Here is a 15,086-nt window from a genome sequence, read left to right as displayed (position 1 = left end):
CAGCGCCTAGCCCCATAAGGCGATTTAGAATTGAAGGCAAAGAACGCCTTCTATTCTAAATCGCCTTATTTGACCTAGGCTGATCAAGGCGCTTCCGCTTTTGTTAAAAGTAAAGAAAGTATAAATTTAAACTTAGTTTTAGTGTCTAGCTCCAGGCGCCATCGGCTCTAGGGTCTAGTCAAATAGGAATTGAAGGTGAAGAACACCTTCTATTCCTATTTGACTTATGCTTGTCGCCGATAGGCGGGCGCCTTGCGCTTTTCTTATTAAGCTTTCACAGACCCTACAAAGGCTCCCTTTACAAAATACTTCTGCAGGAATGGATAGACGATCAGCATTGGAATCGTCGCAACTGCTATTACAGCCATTTTGATTGTTTGGGCAGGCGGAACAATATCTACAGCAGAATTATCGGCTTGCATGCCGCTAGATACGATAACAATCTGGCGAAGTAAGACTTGAATTGGCCATTTTCCGGAATCATTTAAGTATAGAATCGCATTCGTATATTCATTCCAATAGGCAACTGCGTAAAATAATGAAATCGTTGCGATCGATGGAAGGGATAATGGCAGGATTATCTTAAAGAAAATCATAATATCGTTATATCCATCAACCTTTGCAGATTCCTCCAGACTATCAGGAATGGCTTGAAAAAAGTTTCTCATGATAATTAAGTTAAACGCACTAATTGCCACAGGAAGAATTAACGCCCAGTAGGAATCAATCAACCCCAGATTTCTAACGACAAGGTAAGTAGGAATCATTCCCCCGCTAAACAGCATAGTAAAGACGACAACAAAATTGATGGCCTTTCTTCCATATAAATATTTTCTGGATAAGCCATAAGCCATGAAAGCGGTTAAAATCATGCTGACGAATGTCCCAACACCGGTAACTCCTATTGAAACGGCAAAGCTCTTAAAAATCGTCGGTGTAGAAAAAATATAGTGATAAGCATCTAATGTAAAGGTTGTTGGGAAAAGGATGAACGTTTTCTCAACAACCTCCTGCGTTGTTGCAAAAGAACTGGCAATGACGTTAACAAATGGGAGAAAGCAAGCTAACCCGATTAATAGCAGGATCGTATAGTTAAAAAAGTTAAAGATACGATTGCCTAATGAATTTTCATACTTCAAATTGATCCCTCCATATCTATTTTTCTAATATTTCTAGCTTTACTATAGCAATGGAAAAATAAGTACGTCTATAATCATTTCTTCATTAGTTCTAGAAAGGCAATGATTATGAAATCGAAAAATAATCAAGGAAAACATAACGAAATTTCTTCAAGTAATCATTAAAGATAAAAAGTGATCATAATAACAGATCGCACCAAGAAAACGCTTACCACAGCGATGAAATGCCTGTTTCTGACAGAATGATTGTAGACGGAATGCCAGACAATCCTTTACTTTTGAACTATACGAAACATTCATAGCTGACAAAATTGAAGGAGGGTTTGCGTATGAGAGAGACAATAATTCCTATAAAAGATCAACATGGCCAACAGCCTGTACTTGATAGGAAAGCAATCAAACTGGAAACAAGAAAAAAGAATATCGCAAGCATTGGCCGAAATAAATACTTATATTTTATGATCTTGCCAGGCCTCTTGTACTTTATTATTTTTAAATATGTACCAATGGGGGGACTGATCATTGCCTTCCAGGATTATCAGCCATTTTTAGGAGTTCTTGGTAGTCCATGGGCAGGAATGAAACATTTTATTCGTTTATTCACAGAGCCAACATTTTTTATGCTATTAACTAATACCTTGTTTTTGTTTGCGTTAAATTTATTCATTTTTTTCCCAATTCCAATCGTATTAGCGTTAATGTTAAATGAAGTAAGAGGGAAAATATTTAAAAGCACGATCCAAACCGTTATTTATATTCCCCATTTTATGTCATGGGTTATTATTGTATCAATTTCTTACGTCTTCCTAACAGTTGATGGCGGAGTTGTAAATGAATTAATTGCAAAAGCCGGTGGCGAAAAGATGGATTTCTTAACCGATGGTGCTTGGACTCGAGCGATTTACATCCTGCAGATTATCTGGAAAGAAATGGGCTGGTCTACCATCATTTACTTGGCAGCAGTAACAGCTGTTGATCCACAATTATATGAAGCAGCAAAAATGGATGGGGCAAATCGTCTTCGACAAATCTGGCATGTTACCTTGCCGGCTATCCGTCCGGTTATTATTATTCTATTAATCTTAAAAATTGGCCAAACATTGGATTTAGGGTTTGAACATGTATACCTTCTACTAAATTCACTTAACCGGGAAGCAATGGAAATTTTCGATACCTATGTCTATACAGCGGGATTGAAAAATGGTCAATTAAGCTATAGTACAGCGGTTGGTTTATTTAAAGGCATTGTTGGATTAATTCTGGTGATTGGAGCAAATAAATTAGCGAAGAAATTTGGCGAAGACGGGCTTTACTAAAACAAGTAATTGGCAGATTGGCAGCGTTATCAAATGATCATCGAAAGGAGATGGCGTAATGGATAAAATGGCTGAGCGGCTAAATGAACTATGTATCCGTCTTTTACAGCTGGTCTATCTTAATTTTCTATGGATTGCTTTCACGTTGATAGGGTTGGTTTTTGCCGGAATCGGCCCTTCGACATTAGCACTCTTTACAGTGATCAGGCAGTGGATTAGAGGAAATAGCGATATCCCTATTTTTTCGACATTCTGGCAAGCGTATCGCTCTAGCTTTAAGGAAGCATCTGCTACAGGCATGATTTATCTTGTCATCGGCTGGATTTTATATGTTGACCTTTTATACGTACAGTCCTTTTACTTGCGAGCATTAGTAATCTTTGTGAGTTTTGTCTATATCGTTTCACTTTGTTACGTTTTTCCGATTATGGCCCACTATGACTGGAAAAGCACTGTTCTTAAGATGAAGTGCTCTGTCATATTTGGGATATCATATTTACAGTATACATTGATTCTGTTTGTTGTATTAGCGCTGATCTATTTGATTCTCTTTATGCATCCTGCAGCTTTTATCTTCATTGGATTTAGTATTGGGAGTTACGCCATTATGTGGATGACAAATCAAGTTTTTATGAAGATTGAAACCCAGGCAGGGCATCTGGAAAGTGAGAATCGATCTAGCACAAGTTTAAGGGGGTGGAAATGAGAAACCGACGATGTTTCGAGGGGATATCATACCAAAGGAGTATGAGGAAGCATATATAAAAACTAAGGCGTAATGAAAGGGGAAAATGATTGATATGAAAAAGATAAAGAAAAAGAAATTTGCAAAATTAGCAGCGGTAAATGTGTTAGTCGCATCACAGCTTCTCCTTGCAGCTTGTTCTAATCAAAATGAACAAGCAAGTGGAAATTCCGAAGTATATAATCCAGAATCAAAAGTTGAAGTAAATTGGACAGCCATCCTGCACACTGCTTCGCCGCCAACTGATGTTGTGTTAAAAGAAATTGAAGAAGCAACGAATGCCACCATTCAATTTAATTGGGTTCCAGATGCTTCAAAGGAAGAGAGAATAACAGCCGCCCTTGCGTCTGGTGAATTATCAGATATGGTTTCCTTAACGATGTTGACAAACTCCTCTGTTAGACAATCCTTAAAATCCGGGATGTTTTGGGATGTAGAAAAGTATTTGGATGATTATGATAATTTAAAATTAATTTCCGAAGATATTCGCACATCTGCATCCATTGATGGAAAATTATATGGTGTTCCGTTTCAAAAAGATATAGCACGTTCCGGACTATTGATTCGCAAGGATTGGTTAGATAATTTAGGACTAAAAGTACCAACCACGTTAGATGAATTATACGAAGTAGCGAGAGCGTTTACAGAAGATGATCCAGATGGAAATGGAAAAGATGACACAGTTGGATTTGGTGATCGAAGTGATTTAAGATACAGCAGCTTCAAAACGTTAAGCTCTTACTTTGGAACGCCGAATGGCTGGGCAGTTGATGAAAATGGTAAGTTTACTCCAGAGTTTACGACTCAAGCGTATAAAGATACGATGAACTTTTCAAGAAAATTATACGAAAATGGTTACTTAGATCAGGATTTTGCCGTAACAGCTAAAACAGATCAACAACAAAAATTTGCTCAAGGAAAAACAGGGATCTATACAGGGCTGGTTGATATTAAAAACTTAAAAACGATGGCACAGGGAGTTCAAGACGAAATGGAAATCGTGCCGGTTAACAAAATCAAAAGCCCTGATGGCAAATACCATATTTGGTCTGAAAATAGCGGTGTTGGCGGCTTGATGGCCTTCCCTAAATCAGAGGTTAAAACCGAGGCTGAATTGAAACGCTTGCTGCAATTTGTCAATGATTTAATCGATGAGGAAGTCTTTATGCTCATGACAGGCGGTATTGAAGGTACACATTATGAACTCGATGAAAACGGTGCTTTTAAAATCTTGGATGATGATTTATGGCAAAAAGACGTCCAGCCATTTTCCAGCTCAAGACCAAGTGAAATTACCCATTCCTTAAAAGATTCTGACCCTTCTAAACAACTAGTCAATGAATTAATCAAAGAAAATGCTGAATTTGCGGATCTAGATCCTACTATTCCACTTGATTCACAAACAGCAAATGAAAGAGGAACCGAGTTACAAAAAATTATCATTGATGCCACAATCAAATACATCATGGGAGAAATTGATGAAAAAGGCTTTGATGCAGAAGTAGAGAAGTGGAAAAATTCCGGCGGCGATGCGATGACGAAGGAATATGAAGAGGCGTATAAGAAAGCGCAAAATTAACGGAACGAACCGAAGGTCCTTTCTTCTTTATCCCAATCTTAACGGGCAGTAAAACCCTCTTCAAGATTCGAGTGTATTTAAGAAGATAAGAGCAGGATAACTGCCCGTAAAGATCCGATAAGTATCGCTAACCATCAGTGGGAGATAGCCGACTTACTACGTCAATTCCTTTGGCAAAAGTCGGCTCTTTTACATTATTACTTCGGAAAATCCTCACTGATGGAAGTCTCACTTTATAGAAGGTAGGACCTTTCCATTAAGAAAGGAGATTAAACATGGAAAATCAATCCTTTATTAAAAATCCAATTTTAACCGGATTCAATCCAGATCCTTGTATTGTTCGTGCAGGAGATAACTACTATATCGTCACTTCGACCTTTGAATGGTATCCGGGGGTACCTGTCTATCATTCGAAGGATCTGCAAAACTGGAGACATCTGACAAATATCATAAATGACAAGGTAAACTTTACAGGGAATCCGGATTCATGCAGCGTTTGGGCACCTGCGTTAAGCTATCATGACGGTTTGTTTTATTTAGTGTACACAGATGTAAAGAGAAGCAAGTATCCATTTAAAGATGCCCATAACTACTTGGTTACGGCAACTGATGTGACCGGGCCTTGGTCAAAACCAATCTTCTTAAACAGCGGAAGTTTTGATCCCTCGCTATTTCATGATGAGGATGGACGAAAATGGCTTTTAAATGTTCATTGGGATTATCGCATTGACGGCAGGAATAAATCCGCTGGGATTGTCATGCAGGAGTACTCACCAGATGCGGGAAAATTAGTTGGGCCAATTTATAAAATCTTTGATGGCACAGAATTAAGAAAAACAGAAGCTCCTCATCTTTACAAACAAAACGGTTATTACTATTTGATCACAGCTGAAGGAGGAACAGGCAAAACTCATGCCGCTACGGTAGCAAGGTCAAAAGAAATCACAGGTCCATATGAAGTAGACCCGTTAAATCCGATGTTAACATCTGCACATGATCAACATTTACCATTGCAGAAGGCTGGTCACGGCAGTTTAGTTTGCACGCAAACGGGTGAATGGTTTATGGCACATTTATGCAGCCGTCCGGTCAATGGCAACTATTCCATATTAGGCCGTGAAACAGCACTCCAGCGTGTGAAATGGACTGATGACGGATGGCTTCGTCTTGAATGCGGCGGCAATGAAGCCCAAGTTGAAGTGAAAGCTCCCAACCTGCCGCAGCACCCATTTTCGCCCGATCAAAATGAACATGATGAATTCCAGAGCGAAGCCTTACATCCAACATGGAATACGCTTCGCAAAGCCCCGGATGAAACCTGGTGTTCATTATCAGAACGGAAAGGCTATTTGCGAATCAAAGGCGGAGAATCGCTTCATTCACTTCATAATCAACATTTAATCGCAAGAAGGCAGCAGCATTTCTCTTGTGAGGCAGAAACTGAAATAGAATTTGAACCGGAAACATTTTTACAAATGGCCGGCCTTGTTCTTTATTACAACACCGATAATTATGTCTACTTCTATCTTTCACATGATGAGGAAAAAGGAAAATGTCTCAATATTATGAGATGTGTTTGGGGAGAGTTTGAGCAGCTAAATCTGTGGATTTCCGTTGAAGGGACAAAGAGCTGCAGACTGAAAGCGGTATTAAAGGATGCAGATGCAACCTTCTTTTATACAACTGACTCAAATGATTGGCAAGAAGTCGAAGGACCAATCAGTATTGCTCATCTTTCGGATGAGGGGAACGGGTTTACTGGAAACTTTATTGGATTATGTGTCCAGGATCTGCAAGGCATAAACAAACATGCTGATTTTCATTATTTCATTTACAAACCAAAGGAAATAGATGAAAGGGATGAAAAACATGGAAACAAAAACGCTTAATTGGTCAAAGAGAATGATTGACTCTGTTATTGCGCGACGACCGCTTTTGTGTGCAGGTGTGCAAAATGATAAATGGTCGTATGATTATGGCGTTGTGTTAAAGGGAACAGAACTGGTTTGGAAAAAAACAGGTGAGCAAAAGTATTTTGATTATATGAAAAAAAACATGGATGCCTTTGTAAATGAAGAGGGCGAAATAAGGGAATATGACATCAATCACTTTAATATTGATCATATAAACAATGGCAAGGTTTTGCTTACCCTATATAAGGAAACAGGTGAAGAGAAGTATAAAAAAGCGGTAGATCTTTTAAGAAGGCAATTGGAGTCACATCCGCGTACGTCAGAAGGCGTTTTCTGGCATAAAAAAGTCTATCCCTATCAGATTTGGCTAGACGGCCTGTATATGGGTTCCCCATTCTATGCAGAGTATATAAAGGAGTTTGGCAAGGAAGAGGAATTTGATGATATCGCAAAACAATTTTTACTATGTGCCAAAAACACGAAAGATCATGAAACAGGGCTCCTTTATCATGCATTTGATGAAAAGAAGGTACAGCCATGGTGCAATCCGGAAACAGGCCATTCAAAGAATTTCTGGGGAAGGTCCATGGGCTGGTTTGTGATGGGGTTGGTGGATACCCTTGATTTCCTTCCAGAAACTCATAAAGACCGTGATGCATTACTTGTATTGCTGACAGAGGTATTAATCGCCTTAAAAAATGTTCAAGACAAAGAATCGGGAGTTTGGTATCAGGTCCTTGATAAGGGAGACCGCAAAGGGAATTATCTTGAAGCATCAGCTTCCTGCATGATTTTATATGCCATTGCAAAGGGTGTAAGGCTTGGTTACATAAACAATGACTGGGCAAATGTTGCAGACCGTGTCTATAAGGGCATTATTGAGGAGTTTGTAACGGTTACAAGTGAAGGCTTGGTTAACTTAAATAAAAATTGCCAGGTTGCAGGGCTGGGCGGTCCTGATAAGCGGGATGGAACGTTTGAATATTATATAAGCGAACCGATTATTACGAATGATCTTAAGGGAGTAGGGGCTTTTATTTTAGCGGCAGCTGAAGTGGAAAACGACCAATAGAAAGGGGAGATTGTGATGGTATCGACCATGACATCCAGCTTGTATGACATTACGCAATATGGAGCAATTGGAGATGGGAAAACAGTCAATACGAAAGCGATTGCCCAGGCCATTAATGCTTGCGTGGAAAATGGCGGAGGAACGGTTTATGTTCCAGCAGGCCGTTTTCTCACCGGGGCGGTTATCTTAAAAAGCAATGTAAATCTATTTTTAGAGGCTGGTTCGACTCTATTTTTTAGTACAGATGTGAACGAATATCCGATCGTCCATTCTCGCTGGGAAGGTGTAAAAAGGGATGTTTATGCATCATGCGTTTATGCAGAAAACAGTGAAAACATTTCTGTAACAGGGCATGGAACGTTAGATGGAAATGGCCAATTTTGGTGGGACCTGTTCCGCAAAAAAGAAAATAAGTATCCTCGTCCAAAGCTGGTAAGCTTTGACTCTTGTAAACATATTCTACTATCTGGAGTTAAAATGATTCAGTCACCAAGCTGGACGGTCAATCCTATCTGCTGTGAGGATGTAACGATTCATAATCTATCGATCGTAAACCCAAGTCATTCTCCAAATACAGATGGAATTGATCCAGAGTCATGCCGAAATGTACGAATTTCAGATTGTCATATTGATGTTGGTGATGATTGTATTGCGATTAAAGCAGGCACAGAGGACAAAAAAGAGCGGATTCCTTGCGAAAATATTACGATCACAAACTGTACGATGATCCATGGACATGGCGGCGTTGTGCTTGGAAGCGAAATGAGCGGAGACATTCGCAACGTAACGGTAAGTAACTGTGTGTTCGAAGGAACAGACCGCGGCATTCGCCTAAAATCAAGACGTGGACGAGGTGGAGTTGTCGAAGATATTCGCGTAAGTAATATCATCATGAAAGGCGTGATCTGTCCATTTATCGCAAATCTTTACTACTTCTGCGGCCCACGCGGTAAGGACAAATATGTTTGGGATAAAAATCCTTATCCTGTTACAGAGGAAACACCTGCTTTTAGAAGAATACATTTCTCTCAGATTACAGCACGTGAGGTAAGTGCTGCTGCAGGATTTTTATACGGCTTAGCAGAAATGTATGTAGAGGATGTAACGTTTGATGATGTGCAGGTTGCTATGGCTGATGATGCAGAACCAGGATTGCCTGCAATGATGTCTGAGCTTGAGCCAATGAAACAACGCGGCTTTTTTTGCGGAAACGTCAGAGGTGTCAGCTTTCATCGGGTAACGGTCTCAAACCATGAAGGTCCTGCCTTTTACATGGAAAATGGAGAGGATATTGAATTTAGTAAATGCCAATCCAAACATCCAAGATCAGATGATTCAATGATCGTATTGAAGAATGCAACGTATAAGATCTAAAAACAAGGCATTGATAAGCAATTTCCATTTCAGTGCGGAAATATCAAAATGAAATCAAAAAGAATAATAAATTATGCGTTAAAATTCATTCACAAAGAGTCCATTAAGGGCTCTTTTTTACGTTATGGTCCAGGCATGGGTGTAATCTCTAGGGTGAAAGACTTAAAGTATGAAGGCAGAAGTAACAGTTAGCTTAACACACTAAAGGAAGTTTAAGGTTGCTCTTTTTTAAGAAGTTTCACATTAAGAGGTATGATGAATAAATTCCAAACCTTTAAATCAGAATATAACAATAAAGGGAAAAAGAGGTTATGGTTATGTCTTTTGACCAATCTACGCTGATCTCCACAAATTTATCGGAAAATAAAGAGCGAATGAAAAACGTTTTTTCTTCCTGTGAAGATCTCAACATATTTTTCTGGCAATACGGTCCTGATCTTACTTATACAGCTTTTTCAGTGTATTTCGAGACATTGGTGCAAGAGAAATCAGTCAATTACATGAAAGAATCCATGCAGGATTTGGTGCCGCACGAAATTGGTCCAGCGACAATGATTTCCCCGAAAGATGTCATAAACTTTTTTAATCGACATGGTATTTCTGCTCAAAACGCTGTTCTTGTTGATAGCTTCGAGCAGGCTGTGGACGACATATTGCAAGGTCATATTGTCATCTTTTTTGATGGCTGGGAGAAAGTGTTGTCCTATTCCCAGGCCCAACAAATTAACATGCGGGACGTTACTGAACCTGTAACGGAGTCTGTAGTGAAAGGCCCCCGTGAAGGGACAGTCGAACAGCTGCAAAGAAACATCGGGTTATTGCGAAATCGATTAAAGAATCCCCGTTTTAAAATTGAGAAATTTCATGCAGGAGGAGCTGCCAGGACGGAGGTCGCCTTTGGTTATCTTGAAGGAACCGTTGACAAGGAAACGCTGGTAGAGTTTAAAAAAAGGATTGATTCTGCTAAAAAAGGGGAGATTTTAGAAACAGCAAATATTGAAGAGTTAATTGAGGACTCAACTTATTCTCCTTTTCCCCAATATCGATCTACTGAACGTCCAGATGTAGCCGTTTCTAGCTTATTAGAAGGGAAAATTATCGTAATGGTGCAAGGGACGGGAACCATATTGATCTGTCCCGGTCTATTCACTGAATTCTTTCAAGCAAGCGAAGATTATTATCATCGAGTCATGTTTTCATCATTTATTCGCGTAATAAGAATTGCAGCATTCTTTATGGCCTTAACATTGCCTAGTGCTTTTATTGCTTTAACTACTTTTCATCCCGAACTCATCCCGACAAACTTATTAATGGCGATTCTAGATACTCGGGAAGGCCTCCCTTTCCCAGCATTTCTTGAAGTATTAATCATGATTTTTTTCTTTGAACTATTAAGGGAAGCCGGAATTCGTCTGCCAAGGCCGGTGGGGTCTGCGGTAAGTATCGTTGGAGCACTGATTGTTGGTGAAGCCGCCATTAATGCCAATATCGCATCTCCAGCCATTGTTATTTTAGTTGCATTAACCGGAATTGCTTCTTTTGCGATGCCCCACTACAGCATTGCTATTGGGATTCGGCTTCTTCAATTTCCATTGATGGTTTTGGCTGCGGTATTGGGCGGATTTGGGATCATGATCGGTTACCTGCTTATCATGCTGCATTTAACATATTTAAGGTCATTGGGGCAACCGTATTTTAGCCCATTAACTCCATTTAGACCGAAGCAGCTACTTGATGTTTTAATAAGGGCGCCAATTAAATCATTGTGGAATTCTCCACGAAATCATGATGTACAATCTAAATCTCCTAAGAAAGTATGGTAGACTATGAATTCCTTCTTTAAGAAAGCTTTGCCTATTATTTGCTTATTGATTTGTTTAACAGGGTGTTGGAATAGTCAGGAATTAACCGAGCTTGGATTTTTAATGGGTGTAAGCTTAGATCAAACAGAGGATGGGAGCATTGAATTAAACGCACAAGTATATTCACCGCTCGAAACGATTGGAGGAGCAGGGGCTGGTGGGGACAAACCTTCATATATTACGATTAAAACAGAAAATGAAAGCCTTTTTGATGCGGCACGTGACTTGCCCCGATATTATGGGCGCAGAGCACAATGGAGCCATATGCGGGTCATTTTAATCGGAGAAAAGTTTGCAAAAGAACACGATATTGGGGAAGTTCTTGACTATTTTTATCGTGATCATGAAACGCGGCTGACAATGCTTGTCATTATTACAAAGGGAAAAGCTGCTGACTATTGGAAACTAAAGCCGTTTATCGAGAGAACATTGGGTCAGGAATTAAAGACGATTACAGAATCCTCTGCTAACGTTTCTGGAAAGACAAAAAGATCTCTTATGTTAGATATAGCGCTGGAGCTAAATAGCAAGGTGAAAACTGCGATGATTCCTTACATCGAAACGACTGACGAACCGCAAAAGTCTCCATATAGCAATGGTGCAGCAATTATTAGCAAAGGGAAGATGGTTGATCACCTAACAGCAGACGAAGTACAAAAGATTCTTATGTTAAAAAATGAGTACGAAAATGGGGTTATTGAGTTTCCGTGTATAAATCCAGGAAGTGATAAGAATAGCAAAAAGGAAACGTTAGAGGTTCGATCGGTTAGAACAAAAATATCTCCCCAGCTTACCGGATATCAACCTTCTATTAAAATGGAGACCAAAATAGAAGGAATAGTTGGTGAGATTCGATGCACGTCTATTACAACTCAAGAAGATGTAAAAAAATTAGAAGCTCATATTGAAAAAATGATCAAAGATGAGCTGGAAGAAATAATCGAGCGTTTCCAAGAAAAGAAAGTGGATGTGCTCGGGATTGGGAATAAACTCTATAAGCAAGATCCCGCCTTGTGGAAAAAGCGGGAAAAGGAATGGGACGATATCTTTGCCGACATCGATTTTGCTGTTGATGTTGAAGTCAGAGTTACAGGGACAGGCATGCCCCTTGGCCAAAAAGTAACGGAGGATTAAACATTGGTTGAAAAAACGCTTTTACTAATTATCTTATCAGCAGGAATGCTGTTATATGATTTTCCAAAATTTAAAAAAACAAATCGTCGCGAGCGTATTGTTTATGTAATGCTAATGATTCCAGTTGTTTACTTAAGTCTCGTTTATGTGCTTAGATTACCGTGGCCAACTCTGGATGAACTCATTCACTTTATTTTTGCCAAGCCTGCACAACAAATTGTTGATTCCATTAAGGCTCCAAAGTAATCGCATTATTTTAAAAGGGGGGAATAGTGTTGAAGAAAGAGGAAACAGTCAGTAGTGCGCAAATGGCTTGCTTATTTCTCTCTTTTATGCTCGGGTCTGCCAATATCAACATGCCGCAGCCTTTGGCAGAGGCAGCGAACAACGGTGCCTGGTTGTCTGTAATCATTGCAAATGGATATGGAATGTTCTTATTAGCATGCGTCTTTTTTTTATATCGTAAAAATCCTGATCTGACCTTTATCGATGTTAGCCGCAAAATTTTAGGGAAATGGATTACAGTTTGTATTTCCATCCCGATACTACTCCTGCTTCTATTAATGTTATCCAATATTGTTGTTGATATAGGAGGATTTCTTACAACGGCAATGATGAGGGAAACACCTCCTTATGTATTTCACTCGCTGATTTTGCTTGTTGCTGCAATGTCAGTAAGAGCAGGCTTCGAAGTTATGGCAAGAATGTTTGTTATGCTTTTAATCTACATGACGTTATTTTCAGTATCTGTGTTATTATTGACGATTCCGTTCTATCAAGCAGGAAATCTTTTGCCTGTCATGCCGGATGGAATAAAGCCAGTTATTCACGGAACTTATATGGTTTTAGGATTCCCATATTCAGAACTAATTCTTTTTTCTTTATTACTACCTTTCGTTCGCAAGGAAAAGAACAACAAGTTGAAAAAATACATGTTTTCAGTCTTGCTGATACAAGGCTTCCTGTTAGTCATTTCTGTTCTTTGCTCGATTATGGCTTTAGGACCGCTCGCAGGAACCTTTAAATATTCACTGTTTCAACTTGCGCGTTTGATAAATATAAGAGAGATTATTACGAGGATTGAATCTTTTATTGGAATAGCATTAATTGTTGGTTCTTATATGAAAGCATCCATCACGCTGTTTATTCTAAAAGAGACTCTTGCAAGGGTGCTTAAAATGAGTGATGAGCGGATCATTATTTTCCCCGTGGCGTTCATTGCGCTGCTTCTTTCACTTACGATGTATAAATCGGAAATTGAGCATGCAGATATTGTTCTTGTCGTTTGGCCGTTATTTATTACAATAGTTGTCGTTCTTCCTCTGCTTATTATAACTTTTCTTACGCTTTTTATGGGGAAGAAGATAGAATCAAAGTAACTTTAATAAACAATTGATAAAAATATTTCCGTTTTACTTCATATTCATTTTAATTGATTAATAATATAATCTGCTGTTCTGATCGAAAGAGCAACCGTTGTAAGGGGAGGATTAGCAGCTCCAACAGAAGGTAACATGCTGTTATCAGCTACATACAGTCCCGAAATACCGTGAATTTGACCGTAGCGGTTTGTATAGCTGAAGTAGTTGGATCATCACACATCCGGCAAGTTCCTGACTCATTATAGTCGCTTCCCGGCGGCATAAGACAGATTGGCGGTTGGCCGTTTCTTGAAATCAAGGGAATCCCCATTGCTGTAGCAGCTTGATTTAAAGCATCTTTCATTTGGCGAATAATCTCATGATCTTTTTCACTATAAGAGAATTTAACCTGTAATAAATCAACTTTAAATTTTTCTGAAATGTTTATTAAAGTATCTCCATTTTGTGCGATATAAATTTTCATGAGATACCTCCTTTTTGCTTGCAAATTTACAATCATATCAGGATCTTTACTAACATTTGTAGAGTTGGGTCTCACTTATGCTTAGGATTGCACCATCAACTATTAACAAGGCAGGAAGCATGTAATCTTCCCGATGCATTCCAATTGATTTAAGGGGTATTGTTCCGTTAATGATAATAATTATTTTAGAAAGCATTGCATAAACTTAATAATGTATCTAGCAAACTTTGTTTCAAATACGTTATATATAAATAAAAGGAAGACTGGTATTCCTGCTTTTTTCGGGAGTATTTAGTAAAAGAGATAACAATGAAATTTTCGGTTGTGATTGAATCTGTATATTTGGGCAAGGATTTTATCCAGAGTATGAGGGAGGTTAAACATTTAGGCTTTAGTGCCTTTGAATTTTGGAGTTGGTGGGATAAAGACCTGCAAGCAATTATGGTAGCAAAAGAGGCTTTTCATCTTCAGCTTTCCAGCATTGTCACCAAATTCATCAGTTTGACTGACCCTGCCAAAAGGCAGGAATATGTGCGGGGTGTAAGGCAAACAATTGGTGTTGCTAAGATGCTCGGTTGCAGTACCATTGTTTCTCAGGTTGGTCAAGAGCTTCCGGCAATCTCTCGCAGGGAACAGCACCGCAGTATTGTAGATGGCCTGAGGGCATGTGTGCCTTTCCTAAAGCAGTCAGGTATTACGTTGGTCATTGAACCGCTCAATACCATTGTCGACCATAAAGGATACTATCTGGATAGTGCCAAGGAAGGGTTTCATATTGTTGAAGAAGTAGGGAGCCCATATGTCAAGGTGCTTTACGATATTTATCATATGCAAATTATGGAAGGCAATATTATTTCTACAATTACTGAAAATATTGAAAAAATCGGACATTTTCATGTAGCTGGAGTTCCAGGTAGACACGAGCCATATATCGGCGAGCTCTATTATATAAACATCTTAAAAGCAATTGAGGAAACTTGATTTAAAGGATATGTTGCATTGGAATATTTTCCGATTGAGAATCCTGGTGCGGGGTTAACGAAGTTTCTCAATTGGGTAAAATGGGGCGGCATTTCCATAGATTGAATCTCCTTATGAATTTTAAAG

Annotated in this window: 14 protein-coding genes; 11 read left to right on the top strand and 3 right to left on the bottom strand. The window is 39.1% G+C overall.

Annotation, left to right across the window (positions count from 1 at the left end; genetic code table 11):
• Positions 1-266 precede the first annotated feature (266 nt).
• Positions 267-1,139 (bottom strand): carbohydrate ABC transporter permease, encoded by an 873-nt coding sequence (locus tag ACSVDH_RS22440; protein ID WP_439251801.1) that lies wholly within the window; start codon positions 1,137-1,139, stop codon positions 267-269.
• Positions 1,140-1,597: 458 nt separating this feature from the next.
• On the opposite strand from ACSVDH_RS22440, the gene ACSVDH_RS22435 reads away from it, so the two are divergent.
• From ACSVDH_RS22435 to ACSVDH_RS22390, 10 genes are all read left to right on the top strand, one after another.
• Positions 1,598-2,455 (top strand): ABC transporter permease, encoded by an 858-nt coding sequence (locus ACSVDH_RS22435; RefSeq protein ID WP_299093645.1) that lies wholly within the window; start codon positions 1,598-1,600, stop codon positions 2,453-2,455.
• Between the two features lie 58 nt (positions 2,456-2,513).
• A complete protein-coding gene (locus ACSVDH_RS22430; protein ID WP_439251802.1) occupies positions 2,514-3,161 on the top strand; it encodes a YesL family protein in 648 nt (215 codons plus the stop codon).
• 94 nt (positions 3,162-3,255) lie between these two features.
• Positions 3,256-4,779 carry an extracellular solute-binding protein gene (locus ACSVDH_RS22425; RefSeq protein ID WP_439251803.1) on the top strand — a complete coding sequence of 508 codons (1,524 nt, stop codon included), beginning with the start codon at positions 3,256-3,258 and terminating at the stop codon, positions 4,777-4,779.
• A 275-nt stretch (positions 4,780-5,054) separates the two neighbouring features.
• Positions 5,055-6,668: a glycoside hydrolase family 43 protein gene (locus tag ACSVDH_RS22420; RefSeq protein ID WP_439251804.1), complete on the top strand. Its 1,614-nt coding sequence runs from the start codon at positions 5,055-5,057 to the stop codon at positions 6,666-6,668.
• Positions 6,649-7,764, top strand: coding sequence for a glycoside hydrolase family 88/105 protein (locus tag ACSVDH_RS22415; protein ID WP_439251805.1), 1,116 nt, complete (start codon positions 6,649-6,651; stop codon positions 7,762-7,764). Before ACSVDH_RS22420 ends, ACSVDH_RS22415 begins: the two co-directional genes overlap by 20 nt.
• Positions 7,765-7,779: 15 nt before the next feature.
• Positions 7,780-9,138: a glycoside hydrolase family 28 protein gene (locus ACSVDH_RS22410; protein WP_439251806.1), complete on the top strand. Its 1,359-nt coding sequence runs from the start codon at positions 7,780-7,782 to the stop codon at positions 9,136-9,138.
• A 317-nt stretch (positions 9,139-9,455) separates the two neighbouring features.
• Positions 9,456-10,961 (top strand): spore germination protein, encoded by a 1,506-nt coding sequence (locus tag ACSVDH_RS22405; RefSeq protein ID WP_439251807.1) that lies wholly within the window; start codon positions 9,456-9,458, stop codon positions 10,959-10,961.
• A 3-nt stretch (positions 10,962-10,964) separates the two neighbouring features.
• Positions 10,965-12,134 carry a Ger(x)C family spore germination protein gene (locus ACSVDH_RS22400; protein WP_439251808.1) on the top strand — a complete coding sequence of 390 codons (1,170 nt, stop codon included), beginning with the start codon at positions 10,965-10,967 and terminating at the stop codon, positions 12,132-12,134.
• 3 nt (positions 12,135-12,137) lie between these two features.
• Entirely contained in the window at positions 12,138-12,380 is a 243-nt protein-coding gene (locus ACSVDH_RS22395) for a hypothetical protein (protein ID WP_439251809.1), read from the top strand.
• 29 nt (positions 12,381-12,409) lie between these two features.
• Positions 12,410-13,513, top strand: a complete 1,104-nt coding sequence (locus tag ACSVDH_RS22390) for a GerAB/ArcD/ProY family transporter (RefSeq protein WP_439251810.1) — start codon at positions 12,410-12,412, stop codon at positions 13,511-13,513.
• A gap of 44 nt (positions 13,514-13,557) precedes the next feature.
• Here the strand turns inward: ACSVDH_RS22390 and ACSVDH_RS22385 are convergent, their stop codons facing one another.
• On the bottom strand, positions 13,558-13,671 hold the full coding sequence (locus ACSVDH_RS22385; RefSeq protein ID WP_518618350.1) for a hypothetical protein: 114 nt from the start codon (positions 13,669-13,671) through the stop codon (positions 13,558-13,560).
• Positions 13,662-13,979: a hypothetical protein gene (locus ACSVDH_RS22380; RefSeq protein ID WP_439251811.1), complete on the bottom strand. Its 318-nt coding sequence runs from the start codon at positions 13,977-13,979 to the stop codon at positions 13,662-13,664. Before ACSVDH_RS22380 ends, ACSVDH_RS22385 begins: the two co-directional genes overlap by 10 nt.
• A gap of 309 nt (positions 13,980-14,288) precedes the next feature.
• On the opposite strand from ACSVDH_RS22380, the gene ACSVDH_RS22375 reads away from it, so the two are divergent.
• Positions 14,289-14,960, top strand: a complete 672-nt coding sequence (locus tag ACSVDH_RS22375; protein ID WP_439251812.1) for a TIM barrel protein — start codon at positions 14,289-14,291, stop codon at positions 14,958-14,960.
• Positions 14,961-15,086: the final 126 nt, after the last annotated feature.

Source organism: Metabacillus sp. Hm71 (assembly GCF_051842955.2).
Taxonomy (GTDB): Bacteria; Bacillota; Bacilli; order Bacillales; family Bacillaceae; genus Metabacillus.
This window is presented reverse-complemented; position numbering and strand designations above follow the sequence as displayed.